19 protein-coding genes are annotated in these 16,394 nt (G+C 70.6%); 10 read left to right on the plus strand and 9 right to left on the minus strand.

Annotation, left to right across the window (positions count from 1 at the left end; genetic code table 11):
• Positions 1–56: 56 nt before the first annotated feature.
• The 3 genes from ACFVX4_RS36730 to ACFVX4_RS36740 form a co-directional block, all read right to left on the minus strand.
• Complete coding sequence (locus ACFVX4_RS36730) at positions 57–842, minus strand: electron transfer flavoprotein subunit beta/FixA family protein (protein ID WP_389986292.1); 786 nt, start codon at positions 840–842, stop codon at positions 57–59.
• Positions 843–1,045: 203 nt separating this feature from the next.
• Complete coding sequence (locus ACFVX4_RS36735; protein ID WP_389986295.1) at positions 1,046–1,552, minus strand: flavin reductase family protein; 507 nt, start codon at positions 1,550–1,552, stop codon at positions 1,046–1,048.
• Between the two features lie 196 nt (positions 1,553–1,748).
• Positions 1,749–2,075 carry a TlpA family protein disulfide reductase gene (locus ACFVX4_RS36740; protein WP_389986298.1) on the minus strand — a complete coding sequence of 109 codons (327 nt, stop codon included), beginning with the start codon at positions 2,073–2,075 and terminating at the stop codon, positions 1,749–1,751.
• Between the two features lie 218 nt (positions 2,076–2,293).
• Here ACFVX4_RS36740 and ACFVX4_RS36745 point away from each other — a divergent pair, with 218 nt between their 5' ends.
• On the plus strand, positions 2,294–3,016 hold the full coding sequence (locus ACFVX4_RS36745) for a lysophospholipid acyltransferase family protein (RefSeq protein ID WP_389986301.1): 723 nt from the start codon (positions 2,294–2,296) through the stop codon (positions 3,014–3,016).
• Positions 3,017–3,097: 81 nt separating this feature from the next.
• On the opposite strand, the gene ACFVX4_RS36750 is transcribed toward ACFVX4_RS36745, so the two are convergent.
• From ACFVX4_RS36750 to ACFVX4_RS36765, 4 genes are all read right to left on the minus strand, one after another.
• Positions 3,098–3,697 (minus strand): transglutaminase family protein, encoded by a 600-nt coding sequence (locus ACFVX4_RS36750; protein WP_389986304.1) that lies wholly within the window; start codon positions 3,695–3,697, stop codon positions 3,098–3,100.
• Between the two features lie 75 nt (positions 3,698–3,772).
• Positions 3,773–4,852 (minus strand): threonine aldolase family protein, encoded by a 1,080-nt coding sequence (locus ACFVX4_RS36755; RefSeq protein WP_389986307.1) that lies wholly within the window; start codon positions 4,850–4,852, stop codon positions 3,773–3,775.
• The gene (locus tag ACFVX4_RS36760) at positions 4,831–5,598 is read right to left on the minus strand and encodes an SDR family NAD(P)-dependent oxidoreductase (RefSeq protein WP_389986310.1); all 768 of its coding nucleotides are present in this window, start codon (positions 5,596–5,598) and stop codon (positions 4,831–4,833) included. Before ACFVX4_RS36760 ends, ACFVX4_RS36755 begins: the two co-directional genes overlap by 22 nt.
• A gap of 26 nt (positions 5,599–5,624) precedes the next feature.
• Positions 5,625–7,022, minus strand: coding sequence for a DUF6421 family protein (locus ACFVX4_RS36765; RefSeq protein WP_389986313.1), 1,398 nt, complete (start codon positions 7,020–7,022; stop codon positions 5,625–5,627).
• 317 nt (positions 7,023–7,339) lie between these two features.
• On the opposite strand from ACFVX4_RS36765, the gene ACFVX4_RS36770 reads away from it, so the two are divergent.
• Positions 7,340–7,990, plus strand: coding sequence for a glycerophosphodiester phosphodiesterase (locus ACFVX4_RS36770; protein ID WP_385552093.1), 651 nt, complete (start codon positions 7,340–7,342; stop codon positions 7,988–7,990).
• Here the strand turns inward: ACFVX4_RS36770 and ACFVX4_RS36775 are convergent, their stop codons facing one another.
• Complete coding sequence (locus ACFVX4_RS36775) at positions 7,991–8,569, minus strand: GNAT family N-acetyltransferase (RefSeq protein ID WP_389986316.1); 579 nt, start codon at positions 8,567–8,569, stop codon at positions 7,991–7,993.
• A gap of 78 nt (positions 8,570–8,647) precedes the next feature.
• On the opposite strand from ACFVX4_RS36775, the gene ACFVX4_RS36780 reads away from it, so the two are divergent.
• Entirely contained in the window at positions 8,648–9,034 is a 387-nt protein-coding gene (locus ACFVX4_RS36780; RefSeq protein ID WP_389986319.1) for a VOC family protein, read from the plus strand.
• 57 nt (positions 9,035–9,091) lie between these two features.
• On the opposite strand, the gene ACFVX4_RS36785 is transcribed toward ACFVX4_RS36780, so the two are convergent.
• On the minus strand, positions 9,092–10,504 hold the full coding sequence (locus ACFVX4_RS36785; RefSeq protein ID WP_389986322.1) for a PLP-dependent aminotransferase family protein: 1,413 nt from the start codon (positions 10,502–10,504) through the stop codon (positions 9,092–9,094).
• Positions 10,505–10,609: 105 nt separating this feature from the next.
• On the opposite strand from ACFVX4_RS36785, the gene ACFVX4_RS36790 reads away from it, so the two are divergent.
• From ACFVX4_RS36790 to ACFVX4_RS36820, 7 genes are all read left to right on the plus strand, one after another.
• Positions 10,610–11,863: a Tm-1-like ATP-binding domain-containing protein gene (locus tag ACFVX4_RS36790; protein ID WP_389986325.1), complete on the plus strand. Its 1,254-nt coding sequence runs from the start codon at positions 10,610–10,612 to the stop codon at positions 11,861–11,863.
• Between the two features lie 52 nt (positions 11,864–11,915).
• Positions 11,916–12,740, plus strand: a complete 825-nt coding sequence (locus tag ACFVX4_RS36795) for a phosphoenolpyruvate hydrolase family protein (RefSeq protein ID WP_389986328.1) — start codon at positions 11,916–11,918, stop codon at positions 12,738–12,740.
• A 132-nt stretch (positions 12,741–12,872) separates the two neighbouring features.
• The gene (locus ACFVX4_RS36800) at positions 12,873–13,460 is read left to right on the plus strand and encodes a DUF5134 domain-containing protein (protein ID WP_389986331.1); all 588 of its coding nucleotides are present in this window, start codon (positions 12,873–12,875) and stop codon (positions 13,458–13,460) included.
• A gap of 86 nt (positions 13,461–13,546) precedes the next feature.
• Positions 13,547–14,482, plus strand: a complete 936-nt coding sequence (locus tag ACFVX4_RS36805; protein ID WP_389986334.1) for a M56 family metallopeptidase — start codon at positions 13,547–13,549, stop codon at positions 14,480–14,482.
• 33 nt (positions 14,483–14,515) lie between these two features.
• Positions 14,516–15,214: a phosphatase PAP2 family protein gene (locus ACFVX4_RS36810; RefSeq protein ID WP_389986337.1), complete on the plus strand. Its 699-nt coding sequence runs from the start codon at positions 14,516–14,518 to the stop codon at positions 15,212–15,214.
• 72 nt (positions 15,215–15,286) lie between these two features.
• Entirely contained in the window at positions 15,287–15,988 is a 702-nt protein-coding gene (locus tag ACFVX4_RS36815) for an HAD family hydrolase (protein ID WP_389986340.1), read from the plus strand.
• Between the two features lie 69 nt (positions 15,989–16,057).
• A complete protein-coding gene (locus tag ACFVX4_RS36820) occupies positions 16,058–16,237 on the plus strand; it encodes a hypothetical protein (protein WP_385332578.1) in 180 nt (59 codons plus the stop codon).
• Positions 16,238–16,394 lie beyond the last annotated feature (157 nt).

Here is a 16,394-nt window from a genome sequence, read left to right on the forward strand (position 1 = left end):
TAGCAAAGAAGAAAGGGGAGGAAGAGGGAGACAGCGGAACGGGACAGCAGACCGGATCAGATGAACTTCTGACCCGCGAGGAACTCCGCCAGCCGACGGCCGCCCTCACCCTCGTCCTTCACGATCGTGCCCGCACTGCGGGCCGGACGCTGCGCAGCGGAATCCACCACGGTCCACGCACCCGCCAGACCGACCTCCTCCGCCCCGATCCCCAGATCACCCAGATCCCAGGACTGCACCGGCTTCTTCTTCGCCGCCATGATCCCCTTGAACGACGGGTAACGCGCCTCACCCGACTGATCCGTCACCGACACCACCGCCGGCAACGACGCCTCCAACTGCTCCGACGCACTGTCACCGTCACGACGGCCCCGCACCACCCCGTCCTGCACCGACACCTCGGACAGCAACGTCACCTGCGGCACACCCAGACGCTCCGCCAGCACCGCCGGCAGCACCCCCATCGTCCCGTCCGTCGACGCCATCCCCGCGATCACCAGGTCATACCCGGCCTTCTCCACCGCCTTCGCCAGCACCAGCGACGTACCCATCACATCACTGCCGTGCAGATCGTCGTCCTCGACGTGAACCGCCTTGTCCGCACCCATCGACAACGCCTTGCGCAACGCGTCCCTGGCATCCTCCGGACCCACCGTCAACACGGTGATCTCCGCATCGTCCGCCTCGTCCGCGATCCGCAACGCCTGCTCCACCGCGTACTCATCGAGCTCCGACAGCAGACCGTCCACATCCTCACGGTCCACCGTCAGGTCATCGGCGAAATGCCGGTCACCAGTGGCGTCGGGCACGTACTTCACACAGACAACGATCCTCAAGCTCACGCCGGCTCTCCTACTGCATCGTCATTTCCGGGGCTGCCTTGTTGCTCGCAGCATAGGCGCCTGATGGGGCGGATTCCGGTCGGGGCGACCGACGCCCCGACCGGAAATATTACTAGCCAGTACACCCAGTGGCTCACCTATGAGCAAGCGCTTGGAGCTGTGATATGCCCAACGTACTGCGCCCAAGTGCCGCCTGGGCGCTGTCAGTCCCGCAGAGCGTTGAAACGACCCTGGTGATAGATCAGCGGACGACCACCTCCGGCCGGATCGCCGAACACGGCCTGCGCGATCACGATCCGGTGGTCCCCCGCCGGGACACGGGCGACCACGCGGCAGACCAGCCACGCCAGTACGCCGTCGAGCACCGGCACTCCTTCGGGCCCACTGCGCCAATAGGTGGACGGGCCGAACCGGTCGGCGCCGCTGCGGGCGAACGTGGCGGCCAGCTCCTGCTGGTGCTCGCCGAGTATGTGGACGCCGATGTGCTCGGCCTCGGCCATGACCGGCCAGCTGGAGGACGAGGTGCCGACCCCGAAGGAGAGCAGCGGCGGCTCGGCGGCGACGGAGTTGAGGGAGGTGGCGGTGAAGCCGACCGGCCGGTCGCCGGCGGCGGTGATCACGGCCACACCGGCGGCGTGCTGCCGGAAGACCGAGCGGAGAAGTTCGGGGGAAGCCTGGCGCGGGGTACCGAGCTCGGGCGAAGCCGTCATGGACATGTCCTTCTGCGGAAGAGGCGTACGGGGCCGTGGTTGCTCAGGCACCCGGACAGCGCGCACTCGCGTTGCGGGCGAGATCCACGTGGACCCGGCCGTAGAGAAGGAGTTCCGGCGGCATAACGTCAGACTGACGATGCGTGGTGGGTGCAGTCAAGAGTGTTCCGCAATGTGGGAGATGCGTCACGGTCCGTCACATCGCCTGCCCCAGCGCGGCGATCACGTCGACGGTGCGCGGCTGCCCGACGGCCCGGCGGACGATCCGGCCGGCGGCGTCGAGGACCAGAACGGTCGGCGTCCGGCTGATCCCCAGCTCCCGCACCAGAGCGAGACACGCCTCGGCGTCGATCTCGACATGGGCCACGCCGTCCACCATGCGCGCCACCTCGACAAGCGTGCGGCGGGTCGCCCGACAGGGCTGGCAGAACGCGCTGGAGAACTGCACGAGGGTGGCCCGCTCCCCCAGTTGCGCGCCGAGCCGGGCCGCGTCCAGCGGTCCCCCATATGTCTGCCCGTCCACCCTCGGCCTCCTGTCAGAGCTCATCGCAAGAGGTCAGCGCCACCGGCCCGCGAGACATTCCCGGAGGTTCCACGTGACGAGAATCTCGCGCCCCGAGCCCTCGGAGACTGGCCACCGCGTCGCGCATGGGGCACGATCGGCGCAATGCCGCAAACCTACGGCTGCGTAACTTCCGCCGGGAGAACCCTCCTCAGGCGCTGAAGAAGGGTCTTCCCCAGATGGCAGAACTCGTCTATCGGCCGGTCATCGGCGCCGCTCGTACGCTTTTCAAGGCGCTTGACCTGAAGATCGACACCCAGGGTTCCGAGCACATCCCGAAGACCGGTGGCGCGGTACTGGTAAGCAACCACATCAGCTATCTGGACTTCATCTTCACCGGGCTCGCGGCCCTGCCGCAGAAGCGGCTCGTCCGCTTCATGGCGAAGGAATCGGTCTTCCGGCACAAGGTCTCCGGACCGCTGATGCGCGGCATGAAGCACATCCCCGTCGACCGCAAGCAGGGCGAGGACGCGTATGCGCACGCGCTCGCCTCGCTGCGCTCCGGCGAGATCGTCGGCGTGTTTCCCGAGGCCACCATCTCGGAGTCGTTCACGCTGAAGAGCTTCAAGTCGGGCGCCGCCCGGCTGGCCCAGGAGGCCGGCGTACCGCTGATCCCGATGGCGCTGTGGGGGACACAGCGGCTGTGGACCAAGGGCCGGCCGCGCAATTTCAAGCGCAATCACGTGCCGGTGACGATCCGGATCGGCGAGCCGGTGGAGGCACCCACCGACCAGTACGCGGGCGCGATCACCCGGCGGCTGCGGGAGCGGGTCCAGGAGCTCCTGGAGGCGGCCCAGCGCGCCTATCCCGTGCGCCCGAAGGACGCGAGCGACACCTGGTGGGTGCCCGCCCACCTCGGCGGTACGGCCCCGACCCCCGCCGAGGTGCGGGAGAAGAGCTGACGCGGCCGGTCCGCGGTCACGGCCGAAACGTCACTCCGGGGTGCGGACGATGATCCGCGCCCGGGGGGGCGGCCTCCCGACTCAGAGCGCCGTGGGAAGGGTGTGCCGCAGCTGTGCGCGGTTCTCGGCGGACCGCAGGCCGCGCAGGACCGCCGGGTGCGGCGCCGCGTAGAGGACGGGGTAGTCCACTTCTCCGGCCTCCGGACGGACGGGCCACGCCAGCCGCTCCTCGTCGAGCGAGAACTGCGCGTCGACGCCTGGCTTGTTGCCCCGGGGGTCCTGACGGTCCCAGCGGTCGCGGCCGGGCAGTCGGACCGCGATCAGTCCGTGCACGGGCCCGGGGCCGCCGTCGTCAGCAGCGAGCCCCTGGTAGCAGAGGGCGGCCGGGATGCCCGCCGCGCGCAGGAGGGCGGCCAGGACGTGGGACTTGGCATGGCAGATGCCGTTGCGCGTCGCGAGGACGTCGGAGGCGCGCCAGGCGACCCGCATGTCGCCGGAATCGGCGGAGTGCACGACGCTGTCGCGTACCAAGGCATAGGCGGCGGCCGCGTATGCGTATGCGTCGGCGGTGGCGCCACGGAGCTCGGCGGCTGTCTCCCGCACCAGCGGGTGCTCGTGGTCGATGACCTCGTCGGCGGCGAGATAGGCGGAAAGCTCAGGGACCTGCTGGATCAGCTCCATGGCCGCCGAGCGTAAGTATGCGACCGACCGGGTGTCAATGACTTTCCGATCGGCCGCATATTCATTCAGCTTTGGCTACTTCGCCATTTCTTCCTTCAGGGCGAGGACGAACGCGTCGACGTCGTCCTCCGAGGTGTCGAAGGCGCACATCCAGCGCACATCGCCGGCCGCCTCGTCCCAGAAGTAGAAGCGGAAGCGCTTCTGCAGCCGCTCGCTCACCTCGTGGGGCAGTCGGGCGAATACGGCGTTGGCCTGGACCGGGTGGAGGATCTCCACGCCGTCCACCGCGCGCACCCCCTCGGCGAGCCGCTGGGCCATCGCGTTGGCATGCCGGGCGTTGCGCAGCCACAGGTCGCCGGCGAGCAGCGCCTCCAGCTGTACGGAGACGAAGCGCATCTTCGACGCGAGCTGCATCGACAGCTTGCGCAGGTGCTTCATGGCCCGGACGGCGTCCGGGTTCAGGACGACCACGGCCTCGCCGAAGATCGCCCCGTTCTTCGTGCCGCCGAAGGACAGGACGTCGACGCCGACGGTGTTGGTGAACGTACGCATCGGTACGTCCAGCGACGCCGCGGCGTTGGCTATCCGGGCCCCGTCCAGATGGACCTTCATGCCGAGTCCGTGGGCGTGGTCGCAGATGGCGCGGATCTCGTCGGGTGTGTAGACCGTGCCCAGCTCGGTGTTCTGGGTGATCGAGACGACCTGCGGCATGGCACGGTGCTCGTCGTCCCAGCCGTAAGCCTGCCGGTCGATGAGCTCGGGGGTGAGCTTGCCGTCCGGGGTGGGCACGGTGAGCAGCTTGAGGCCGCCCACCCGCTCCGGGGCGCCGCCCTCGTCCACATTGATATGGGCGGACTCGGCGCAGATCACCGCGCCCCAGCGGTCGGTCATCGCCTGGAGGGAGACGACGTTGGCGCCGGTTCCGTTGAACACCGGGAAGGCTTCGGCGGTGGGGCCGAAGTGACTGTGCATGACGCGCTGGAGGTGCTCGGTGTACTCGTCCTCGCCGTAGGCGATCTGGTGACCGCCGTTGGCAAGGGCGAGGGCTGCGAGGATCTCCGGGTGCGTGCCCGCGTAGTTGTCGCTGGCGAAGCCGCGGATCTGCGGGTCGTGGTGGCGCCGCGCGTCAGTCCTTACGGTTGTGGGGTCAGCCACAGGCGCTTTCCGTTCACTTCCGGGGCGGGCCGGTCCCAGACGCCGGCGATGGCATCGGCCAGCTCCTTGACGTCGGTGAAGCCCGCGAATTTCGCATTCGGGCGCTCGGCGCGCATCGCGTCGTGCACCAGTGCCTTGATGATCAGGATCGCAGCCGCGGTCCTCGGCCCTTCGTCGCCCCCCGCCTTGCGGAACGCGTCCGCGAGCGCGAGCGTCCAGGCCTCGGCCGCCGCCTTCGACGCGGCATAGGCCGCGTTTCCCGCGGTGGGCTTGCTCGCCCCGGCCGCGCTGATCAGCACATAGCGACCCCGATCGCTGCGCTGGAGACCCTCCTGGAAGGCCAGCGAGGTGTGCTGGACCGTACGGATCAGCAGCTTCTCCAGCAGGTTCCAGTCGGCGAGGTCGGTCTCGGCGAAGCTCGCGCTGCCGCGCCAGCCGCCGACGAGGTGGACCAGACCGTCGATCCGGCCGAAATCCTTCTCGGTCTTGGCCGCCCATTCACGGGTGGCACCGAGGTCCAGCAGATCGACCGTGTCACCGGTGACGGTGGCGCCGCCGTGGGCGTAGCGCGCGGCGTCGACCGCCTCGGCCAGGCGGGTGGCGTCCGCGTCGGAGCCGACGACGGTCGCACCGGCCTCTGCGAGCCTCAGCAGCGCGGCCCTGCCGGCCGGGCCCGCGGCCCCGGCGACCGCGATCACGGCACCTTCGAGAGCGCCGCTCCCGTTGCCCCTGCCGTTTCCGTTCATGGCCACCGCCTCCTCAGACCCGGCGCTCACGCGGCTGCCCGCTCGGCATCCGCGGCGGTGATCCCCTTGGTCGAGGCGATCACGTTCTTCAGCTTCTTGGAGAGCGCCTCATAGAACATGCTCAGGGGAAACTCGTCCGGAAGCACATCGTCGACGAGCTTACGCGGCGGCTGCGACAGGTCCAGGGCGTCGGGGCCCTTGGCCCAGCGGGAGCCGGGGTGCGGGGCGAGGTAGGTCGAGACCAGGTCGTACGCGGCGAACCAGTGGACGAGCTTGGGGCGGTCGATGCCGTCGCGGTAGAGCTTCTCGATCTCGGCGCAGAGCTGGTTGGTGATCTGCGGGGCCCGGTCCCAGTCGATCTTCAGGGTGTTGTCGGTCCAGCGGACCACGTCGTGCTTGTGGAGGTACGCGAAGAGCAGCTGGCCGCCGAGGCCGTCGTAGTTCCGGACGCGCTCGCCGGTGACGGGGAAGCGGAACATCCGGTCGAACAGCACGGCGTACTGCACGTCGCGGCCCTGGGCGAAGCCGTCGGCCTCCAGCTTCACCGCCTCCTTGAAGGCGGTGAGGTCGCAGCGGAGCTCTTCGAGGCCGTACATCCAGAACGGCTGGCGCTGCTTGATCATGAAGGGGTCGAAGGGCAGGTCGCCGTGGCTGTGCGTCCGGTCGTGGACCATGTCCCAGAGCACGAAGGCCTGCTCGCAGCGCTGCTGGTCGGCGACCATCTCCCGGATGTCGTCGGGCAGCTCGACGCCGAGCAGTTCGACCGATGCCTCGGTGACCCGGCGGAAGCGGGCCGCCTCGCGGTCGCAGAAGATGCCGCCCCAGCTGAAGCGCTCGGGGGCCTCGCGCACGGCGACGGTCTCCGGGAAGAGCACGGCGGAGTTGGTGTCGTAACCCGCGGTGAAGCCCTCGAAGGTGATGCCGCAGAACAGCGGGTTGTCGTAACGGGTCGCTTCGAGCTCGGCCAGCCACTCGGGCCAGACCATCCGCAGCACGACCGCTTCGAGGTTGCGGTCCGGGTTGCCGTTCTGCGTGTACATCGCGAAGACGACCAGGTGCTGGAGCCCGTCGGTGCGGTCCCTGGCCGGCTGGAAGGCGAGCAGCGAGTCGAGGAAGTCCGGCACGCCGAAACCGTCCGTGGCCCAGCGACGCAGGTCCGCGGCGAGGGCACGGTGGTACGCGGCGTCGTGCGGAAGCAGCGGGGAGAGCTCCTCGACTGAGGCGATCACGCGGTCGAGCGTCGACCGGGCGGCCTCCGGGGACGGCGCGCCCTCGGCCTCGAAGTCGATGGAACCGTCCTTCGACTGCCAGGGGCGGATCTCCTCCACGGCATTCTTGAGCGCGGGCCAGGCGGGATGATCGACCACCCGCTGATCCGTAGCTATGCCGCCTGCGGCGGCTTCCTGCACAAGAATTTCCGTCATAGCACTTCCTCCACGGGAGAACCTCGCGTTAAGCAACCGTATCCATGTGCGGTTCCTTGAGACAAGTGGGCCCCAGAAAATTATCCTGCCGACCCCCATGGTCACCGCGATTTTTCCTGTGAGGAACGTCTCCGGAAGTCACTTCCATCGGCTGGGCGCCCGCCGCGGGTGTCCGCCCACCGCTCCGCTCCGGAGGCCGTTAGGCTGCCGGATTGCCGTAATGCCGTAGTGCCTCGTGGGTAGGAGCCGCACACGGAAGACGCCGTCGACGGAAGCGGGTTGCCTTGTCTTTTCTCACCATCGGACATCGCGGAGTGATGGGTGTCGAGCCGGAGAACACCCTGCGCTCGTTCGTCCACGCCGAACGGGCCGGAATGGACGCGATCGAGCTGGACCTTCATCTGAGCAAGGACGGCGCGCTGGCCGTCATGCACGACGCCGATGTGGACCGTACGACGGACGGCAAGGGGCCGATCAATGAGAAGACCCTGTCCGAACTGCGTGAACTCGATGCCGGACAGGGCGAGCGGGTACCGGTCTTCGAGGAGGTGCTCGACGCCGTACGATCCCCCGTCCAGGCCGAGATCAAGGACGCGGCCGCGGCCCGCGCGCTGGCCGAGGTGATGCTGCGACGCGATCTCACCGACCGGGTCGAGGTGTCCTCGTTCCACGACGAGGCGGTGGCCGAGATCGCCCGGCTGGTGCCGGGGGTACGGACCGTGCTCATCGCGAGCCGCTGGCAGGGCGATGTGGTGGACCGGGCGAAGGCGGTGGGTGCGGCGACGCTGGCACTGAACATCCGCCGTCTCACCCTGGAGGTGACCGAACAGGCGCACGCCGAGGGGCTGAAGGTCATCGGCTGGGTGGTGAACACCCAGGACCATCTGCGGCTGGCACGCGCCCTGCGGCTGGACGGCGCGACCACCGACTACCCCGAGATCCGCCGCGCCGGCCGCTTCACCGCCTGATCACCGGCCCTGGAGCTGTCCCGCGGGTCGGGCCAGGTCCTTGACCAGCAGCTCGAAGGCGAGATCGTCGCGCTGCGGAACGCCGAAGCGCTCGTCGCCGTACGGGAACGGGCTGAGCTTTCCCGTACGGCGGTAGCCGCGCCGCTCGTACCAGGCGATCAGCTCCTCGCGCACCGAGATCACGGTCATGTGCATCTCGCTCACCCCCCAGCTCTCCCGGACGGTGTGCTCGGCCTCGGCGATGATCACCTTGCCGAGGCCCGCACCCTGCAGTTCGGGACGGACCGCGAACATCCCGAAGTAGGCGGCATCGCCGCGGTGTTCGAGCTGGCAGCAGGCGATGAGCGCACCGTCGCGCTCCACCACGAGCAGCCGGCTGCCGGGCGCTCGAAGAACCTGTCGCACACCGTCCGGGTCCGTCCGCTGCCCCTGCAGGAGGTCCGCCTCGGTGGTCCATCCGGCCCGGCTGGAGTCCCCGCGGTACGCCGACTCGATCAACGTCACCAGTACGGGCACATCGGCGTCGGCCGCGTCGCGGAAGGTCAGCTGTCCCGGGTCCTGGGCGGGGGCTATGTCCATGGCGGTGGCTCTCCGTTTCTCTGCTGCAGACCGTGCCGGAGCAGCGTAACCCGGGTGTCCCGAACTAGATTCGGATACATGGTTCATGTGCTGAGCAGCCGGATCCTGTTGCGCCCGGCCGATCCCGAGCAATCACGGATCTTCTACGGGGAGTCCCTCGGGCTGCCCGTCTACCGCGAGTTCGGCACCGGCCCCGAGCGGGGCATGGTCTACTTCCTCGGCGGGGGCTTCCTGGAGGTGTCCGGACGCGCCGCCGAGCCGCCGGTGCCCGGTCTCGAACTGTGGATGCAGGTCGCGGACGTGCGGGCGGCGCACGAAGAGCTGTCGGCCTGCGGCGTCGAGGTGCTGCGGGAGCCGGTGCGCGAGCCGTGGGGGCTGGTCGAGATGTGGATCCGCGATCCGGACGGACACCGGATCGTGATGGTGGAAGTACCGGCGGATCATCCGCTGCGGTATCGCCCCTAGGGTCTGTCCGACCCTGATCCGCCGGACAGGCCCTAGGCCCGGCCGGCGGCGACGCCGTCAGTGCGGGGCGCGGCTTCGCTCCGCGCAGTCGACGAGCACGGGCAGGGCCTTCTCCAGGCCGCCGTCGTGGTCGGCGAACGGGAGGCGCACGTGGTGGCGGAAGCCGTCCACGGCGGAGAAGGCCGGGCCGGGGACGATCAGTACGCCCGCGCGGCGGGCCAGCTGGGCGGTGGCCTCGGCGTCGGCGCCCGGCATCTCCACCCAGAGGGCGGAGCCCCCGTCGGGCCGTTCCCATCGCCAGCCGGTGTTCCGGTCGCGCAGGAGTCGTTCGGTCTCCGTCAGCCGTTCACGCAGCCGGGAGCGGCGCCTGGTCCGGGCCTCGGGCAGTTGCCGGAGCAGTTTCACGGCCAGCATCTGGTCCACCACCGGGCATGACAGGTCGACGGACCTCTTGATGTCGGCCAGGCGGCGGATGACCGTGGTGGAGGCGCGGATCCAGCCCAGCCGGAGGCCGCCCCAGAAGAGCTTGGAGAGGGTGCCGACGGTGGCCGTGGCGGCGGGCGGCAGCAGGCCGGCCAGGGAGACCGGCGCGGCGTCGTGGTGCAGGGACAGTTCGGCGTAGGCGTTGTCCTCCACCGTGTACAGGCCCTGTTCGGCCAGTACGGCGGCCCAGGCGCGGCGGGTGGGCTCGTCCATGCCGCGGCCGGTGGGGTTGTGGAGGGACGGCTGCAGATAGACGAGGCGCGGCCGGACGTGGCCGGCCAGCCGGGCCAGTGCGCGGGCGCCGTGGGCCCCGTCCGCGGGCAGCGGGACCAGCCGGGCGCCGCGGGCGCGCAGCGCTTCGAGGGCGCCTCGGTAGGTCGGGTCCTCCACGATCACCGTGTCACCGGGCTCGACCAGGCCCTGGGTGATCAGCCAGACGGCCTGCTGGGATCCGGCGGTGACCAGGATCTGTTCCGGAGCGGTAGGCAGGCCCGCCGACCGGTGGTACTCGGCGATGCCCTCGCGCAGCTCGGGCAGCCCGTACGGGAGGTAGCCGTCGCCGGTCAGCGCGGCGGTGAGGTCGCCGGCGGACAGGTCGCCGACCGCCGTCGCGACCGCGGGCAGGCCGTCCAACGCGCCGCTGGACAGGTCGATGCCGCCGTCCCTGGTCCCGAAGCTGGCCAGCCGTCCCTCGGTCGCGGGCTCGCCCATCGCGCCCGAACCCCGCAACCGGGAGCCGCTGCCCTGCCGGCTCTCCAGCCACCCCTCGGCCTCCAGCAGGCCGTACGCGGCGGTCACCGTACTGCGGCTGACCCCCAGCGCCGTCGCCAGGGCGCGTTGCGAGGGCAGCACCGTGCCCGGTGCCACGTCCCCGCGCTGCGCCAGCTCGCGCAGCGCCTCCGCCAGCAGTTGCGGCATCGCGCCCGTGCCGTCCTTGGACCACCCGGTCAGCAGTCGGGACAGCCGGGTGGGAGGAATCCGGTCCATGACCCCATCATCGCCCGCCGCAGGCCAATTGCCGTCAAGTGGTCTTTGCCGCCCTCCGGCGGCTCGCACATGATCGGGAGAACGCCGTTGCAAAGGAGCAGGAACATGGCGACCGTGGTGCTCGTCGGGACACTGGACACCAAGGGGGCGGAGTACGCGTGGCTCTCGGCGCGGCTTCGTGAATCGGGATGCGACGTGGTGCTCGTCGATGCCGGGGTGATGCCGTCGCCCGTGGGCACTCCCACGGGCGACATCGACGCCGCCGCCGTGGCGCGCCGCGCCGGGCACGGCCTGGCGGCACTGCGCGCCGCCGGGGACCGCGGTGCGGCAGTGACCGCCATGGCCGAGGGGGTCGAACGGATCGTCGGTGATCTGCACCGCGAGGGACAGCTGCACGCGGTGCTGGCCGTGGCCGGGAGCGGAGGGTCGTTCATCGCCGCGCGTGCCATGCAGGCGCTGCCCATCGGCGTTCCGAAGGTGCTGGTGTCCACCATGGCCAGCGGGGACGTGTCGCCGTACGTGGGCAGCAGCGACATCACCATGATGTACAGCGTGGTCGACGTGGCGGGCATCAATTCCGTGTCGTCGCAGATCCTGGGCAACGCGGCGGCCTCGGCGGCCGGCATGGCCATCCACCACGAGCGGAACCTGAAGCGGTCGGAGCCCCAGGGGCGTCCGCTGATCGGCGCCAGCATGTTCGGCGTCACCACTGCCGCGGTCGACGCCGCCCGGCAGCGGCTGGACGAGCTCGGCTACGAGGTCCTGGTCTTCCACGCCACCGGTGCGGGTGGCCGGGCACTGGAGAAGCTCGCCGCGGGCGGGTTCCTCGCCGGTGTCCTGGACCTGACCACCACCGAGCTCGCGGACGATCTGGTCGGCGGCGTGCTGAGCGCCGGCCCCGACCGGCTCACCGCGGCAGGCCGGGCGGGCCTGCCGCAGGTGGTCGCGCCCGGCGCGCTGGACATGGTCAACTTCGGCGCCGCCGACACCGTTCCGGAACGCTTCGCCGAACGCCATCTCCTCGTGCACAACCCCACCGTCACACTGATGCGCACCACGGCCGACGAGATGGCCGAACTCGGCGCCTCCATGGGGCAGAAGCTGGCCTCGGCACACGGCCCGACGGCGATCCTCTGGCCGCTGGGCGGCGTCTCCGCCGTGGACGCCCCGGGCGGCCCCTTCCACGACCCGGAGGCCGACGCGGCCGGTCTGGCGTCCCTGCGCACGGCCCTGCGGGGCAGCGCCGTCGATCTGCGTGAGATCGGCGCCCACCTCAACGACCCGTCGTTCGCCGTCGCCGCCGCCGACCACCTCCATCAACTGATCACCGCCCGGGGCCGTTCGCACCCGAACATCTGAGCCCCGAGCGTCCGAGCAGCGAGAACACACCGACCGAACAAGGAGCCCATCCGTGAACCGCAAGCAAGCCCTGGCCCGCCTGACCGAGCAGGTCCGGGCCGGCCAGGCCGTCATCGGCGCAGGCGCAGGCACCGGCCTGTCCGCCAAGTGTGCGGAGGCCGGCGGCGTCGATCTGCTGATCATCTACAACTCCGGCCGGTACCGGATGGCCGGCCGGGGTTCGCTGGCGGGTCTGCTGCCCTACGGCGACGCCAACGCCATCGTGCTCGACATGGCGGGCGAGGTCCTGCCCGTGGTGCGGGACGTCCCCGTGCTCGCCGGGGTGTGCGGCACCGACCCGTTCCGGATCATGGGCAACTTCCTCGACCAGCTGAAGGGCGTCGGCTTCACCGGCGTACAGAACTTCCCCACCGTCGGTCTGTACGACGGCAAGTTCCGCGAGAACCTCGAAGAGACCGGCATGGGCTTCGGCCTGGAGATCGACATGATCTGCCAGGCCCACGAACGCGATCTGCTCACCGCGCCCTATGTGTTCGACCCCGAGCAGGCCGCCGAAATGGCGCGGGTGGGTGCCGATGTGCTCGTCCCGCACGTGGGGCTGACCACCAAGGGATCCATCGGCGCCTCGACCGCGCTCACCCTCGATCAGGCCGCCGCCGCCGTGCAGGACATGCACGACGCGGCTAAGCGCGTCAATCCCGACATCATCGTGCTCTGCCACGGCGGGCCGATAGCCGAACCCGAGGACGCCCGTTACGTCCTGGACCACACCTCCGGGATCGCCGGTTTCTTCGGCGCCTCGTCCATGGAACGGCTGCCCACGGAGCGCGCCATCACCGAGCAGGCACGCGCCTTCAAGTCCCTCACGCTCGGCTGACGAGGGGGCGGAAGCACAGCGCGCGGCGGGAACACTCCCTCCGCGCGCTCCCCTTGTACCTCAGTGCGCTGCGTACGACGGTCCCTGTCCGGGCATCGATCTGGAGCGTGCGGCAATTGGGGGAGGTGCGCTGTGCACGGACCGGCGATGTCGGGCTGGCTGCTGATGGCGTTGTGCGCGACGACGGGTGCGTACTGCCTGCTGCGCACCCGCGGCGAATCCGGGGAGGGGCGCAGGACGGCGCGCGCGGAGGCGCTGATGGGTTTCGGCATGGCGGCCATGGCGTTGCCGGCGGCCGTCATGACACCCCCCACGTGGGCGTGGGGGGTGTACGCGGCGCTGTTCGGCGCGGCTTCGCTGCGGGCGCTGTGGTTCTCCCGGCGCAGCAGGCACCATCTGCACCACCTGGTCGGGTCCTCGGCGATGGTCTACATGGCTCTGACGATGGCACCGGGCGGTGGCTCGGCGCACGGCGGGCACACGGGCCACGGGGCCGCAGCGACGGCCGGGGGCGTACCCCTGCTGACCGGGCTGCTGCTGGCCTACTACGCGGTGTACGTGCTGCGGTCGGGGGCCCGGTTGATACCGGTGGCCGCCACCACCACGGCGGGCGGGGGCGGTGGCCCCGCCGGGAGCGCCTGGGCCATGCGGCCCGAGCTGGCGCTCGCCTGCCGGCTGACGATGGGGATGGCCATGTTCGCGATGCTGCTCACCCTGTGAGACAGCCGGCCGGGCAAACCGTGGTGTGCGTCACTTGCCGTGCACAGCCATACCCGTGGGTACCGCGCCCCTCATAGGCTGACGCCATGTTGGTCTCCCTCGCACTGCTGCTGCTCGGTGCACTGGCCGCCGTCCTGACCCCGCGGCTGATGGCCAGGGTGCGGTGGCCGGAGCGCGAGCCCGTGGTGGCGTTGTGGGTGTGGCAGTGCGTGGTGGCCGGGGTGTTGCTCTCCTTCGCACTCTCCATGACGTTCAGCGCGGCCGCTGCCTGGCAGGCAGTGCGCGGGCATGTGTTCGCACCGGCTCCGCATGCCGTGGTGGAGGCGTACGCGTTGGGCGGGCACGGACGGTGGTCGGCCGCCATGGCCGTGCTGCTGGCGCTCGGCGGGGTCTGGTCGGCGGTGATGCTGACCCGGGAGATCCACCGGGCCCAGGTCCGTCGTGGGCGACGGCGTGCCGAGTTGCTGGTGCGTGCCCCGCTGATGCCCGGTGAGGAGCCCGGCAGCGGTCGTCTCGTCGTCCTGGAGGGAGAGCGTCCGGATGCCTGGTGGCTGCCGGGTGCCGCGCCTCAACTGGTCATCACCACCACGGCACTCAGGCGTCTGAAAGGCCGTCAGTTGGATGCGGTGCTGGCCCATGAGCAGGGGCACGCGAACGCGCGGCACGACTGGCTGTTGCATTGTTCCGGCGCGCTCGCGACCGGGTTTCCGCAGGTGCCGGTGTTCGCGGCCTTCCGCGACGAGATGCACCGGCTGGTCGAACTGGCCGCGGACGATGTGGCCTCGAAGCGTTTCGGACGGCTGACGATCGCCCTGGCCCTGGTGGAACTCAACGAGGACCGGGGCGTGTTCGGCCCCTGCCCGGCGCCGGACGCACAGCTGCCGCTGCGGGTGAACCGGTTGCTGACCCCGGCGAATCGGCTCACCGCGGGCCGTCGGCTCCGGCTGACCGCGGCTGCTGCACTGGTGCCGGTGGTTCCGCTTCTGGTGGCCTTCATCCCGGGACTCAGTGCGCTGCGATAGCCAGTACCCCCTGCCTTCCGCGAAGATCGCCCCATGCCGTCCCCGCAGCTCTCCCCGCCGGCCCGTTCCCGTTCCCGTGTCACGCCTTTCGGAACGGGTGCGGTCTGCGCGCTTCTCGCACTGATCGTGCTGGTCCTCGTCGCCGTGCGCTGGTCACCGCTGATGACACTGGACCGTTCCGTCGCGGACGCCCTGCACCGCAGGGCGGTGGCCGAGCCCGGCCTGGTTCACGCCAACCGGATCCTGACCGACTGGGCATGGGATCCGTGGACCATGCGCGCCCTGATCGCGGTGGCCGTGGTGGTGCTGTGGTGGCGCGGGGCGCGGCTGCTCGCGGTGTGGGTGGCGGCGACGTGCGTGCTGGGCACGCTGGTGCAGCAGGGGCTGAAGTCCGCGGTCGGCCGGGCGCGGCCGAGGTGGCCCGACCCGGTGGACTCCGCGCATTACGCGGCGTTCCCCTCCGGTCACGCGATGACGGCGATGGTGAGCTGCGGTCTGCTGCTCTGGCTGCTGCGCCGGTACGGCGCCGGGCCCCGGCTGTGGCGGACGGCGCTGGTCGTGGCGTGCGTCTCGGTCGTCGGGGTGGGCCTGACCCGGCTCTACCTGGGTGTGCACTGGTTGAGCGACGTACTGGGCGGCTGGCTGCTGGGGGCGGCCCTGGTCGGCTTCTCGATCGCCGGATTCGCCCGGTACGAGCGGCGCGGCGGGCCACGCCCGCCCCGCGGTTCCTGAACCTGCCCCATTCCCCTGGAGGGAGCCGGTCGGCCTTGTCGCGCCGCCCCCGCACCGGGGAGGATCTCAGCCATGCAGATCAAGGGTGTGCTCTTCGACTTCTCCGGGACTCTCTTCCGTATCGAATCGGTCCGGTCCTGGTTGCGCGCGGTCCTGGCCGAGCGGGGGGTGACGGTGGGCGAGGCCGACTTCGAGCGGTACGCGAGCGAGCTGGAGGCCGCCGGGGCGCTGCCGGGCGGCCCGCTTCCCCAGCACGTCCCCGCCCGGCTCACCGCCGCGTGGGCCACCCGTGACGAGAGCGCGGAACTGCACCGGGAGGCCTACACCGGACTGGCCCGGCAGGTGGACCTGCCGGATCCCGGACTGTACGACGCGCTGTACGAGCGGCACCGGTCGCCCGCCGCCTGGCAGCCGTACCCGGACGCGGCGGAGGTGCTCGGCGCGCTGCACGGCAGCGGCGTCCGGGTCGGCGTGGTCAGCAACATCGGCTGGGACCTGCGGCCGGTCTTCCGGGCGCACGGCCTGGACGCCCTGGTCGACGCCTACGTCCTGTCGTACGAGCACGGCGTCCAGAAGCCGGACTCACGTCTCTTCCACACGGCCTGCACATTTCTCGGGCTGGATCCGGCGGATGTGGTGATGGTCGGCGACGACCGGCACGCGGACGGCGGGGCCGCGGCGCTGGGCTGTGACGTGCGGTTCGTGCACCATCTGCCGGTGTCGGAGCGGCCCGACGGGCTGCGGACGCTCGGACTGGTGCCGGGCGTTGCCTGACAGACATGTGAGAGATGTCCCTGACGCCCAATGGGTCTGATTGTCACATCGGGGCCTTAGCCTGTATTCATGTCCCGTTCTCCGCGCTCCTCCGATTCCACGCGCACCGCCGCCGTGGTGAACAAAGAGATCCGCGACCTGTGGCAGCGCTCGGGCGGCTGCCTGTCCCCGGAGGACGAGGAGCAGTACCAGCGGCTGCTGGTGGAGTGGGCCGCAGCGACGGGCGGCAGCGCCAGGTCCGCCGCCTGACCCGGCTCCCCTCCGCCGGTTCTGTTCCTCGGGCTCACGCACTCCGGTCGCGCCGCGACGGCCCGAGCACGCCGGGTGAGACGCGCCGCGGTGGGTCGACAAGGGGGGGGGGAAGAAGCGCCGGAGAAAAGGTAGGGGGGGTTGAGGTGGGGGGGTT

The sequence above is a fragment of the Streptomyces sp. NPDC058240 genome, assembly GCF_042882135.1.
Lineage (GTDB): Bacteria > Actinomycetota > Actinomycetes > Streptomycetales > Streptomycetaceae > Streptomyces.

Coding starts and splice junctions, on each gene's coding strand:
- ACFVX4_RS36790 (WP_389986325.1), top strand. CDS start 10,610: ATGGCGACCGTGGTGCTCGTCGGGACACTGGACACCAAGGGGGCGGAG.
- ACFVX4_RS36785 (WP_389986322.1), bottom strand. CDS start 10,504: ATGGACCGGATTCCTCCCACCCGGCTGTCCCGACTGCTGACCGGGTGG.
- ACFVX4_RS36805 (WP_389986334.1), top strand. CDS start 13,547: ATGTTGGTCTCCCTCGCACTGCTGCTGCTCGGTGCACTGGCCGCCGTC.
- ACFVX4_RS36735 (WP_389986295.1), bottom strand. CDS start 1,552: ATGACGGCTTCGCCCGAGCTCGGTACCCCGCGCCAGGCTTCCCCCGAA.
- ACFVX4_RS36765 (WP_389986313.1), bottom strand. CDS start 7,022: ATGACGGAAATTCTTGTGCAGGAAGCCGCCGCAGGCGGCATAGCTACG.
- ACFVX4_RS36780 (WP_389986319.1), top strand. CDS start 8,648: ATGGTTCATGTGCTGAGCAGCCGGATCCTGTTGCGCCCGGCCGATCCC.
- ACFVX4_RS36750 (WP_389986304.1), bottom strand. CDS start 3,697: ATGGAGCTGATCCAGCAGGTCCCTGAGCTTTCCGCCTATCTCGCCGCC.
- ACFVX4_RS36770 (WP_385552093.1), top strand. CDS start 7,340: ATGGGTGTCGAGCCGGAGAACACCCTGCGCTCGTTCGTCCACGCCGAA.
- ACFVX4_RS36815 (WP_389986340.1), top strand. CDS start 15,287: ATGCAGATCAAGGGTGTGCTCTTCGACTTCTCCGGGACTCTCTTCCGT.
- ACFVX4_RS36775 (WP_389986316.1), bottom strand. CDS start 8,569: ATGGACATAGCCCCCGCCCAGGACCCGGGACAGCTGACCTTCCGCGAC.
- ACFVX4_RS36760 (WP_389986310.1), bottom strand. CDS start 5,598: ATGAACGGAAACGGCAGGGGCAACGGGAGCGGCGCTCTCGAAGGTGCC.
- ACFVX4_RS36745 (WP_389986301.1), top strand. CDS start 2,294: ATGGCAGAACTCGTCTATCGGCCGGTCATCGGCGCCGCTCGTACGCTT.
- ACFVX4_RS36810 (WP_389986337.1), top strand. CDS start 14,516: ATGCCGTCCCCGCAGCTCTCCCCGCCGGCCCGTTCCCGTTCCCGTGTC.
- ACFVX4_RS36820 (WP_385332578.1), top strand. CDS start 16,058: ATGTCCCGTTCTCCGCGCTCCTCCGATTCCACGCGCACCGCCGCCGTG.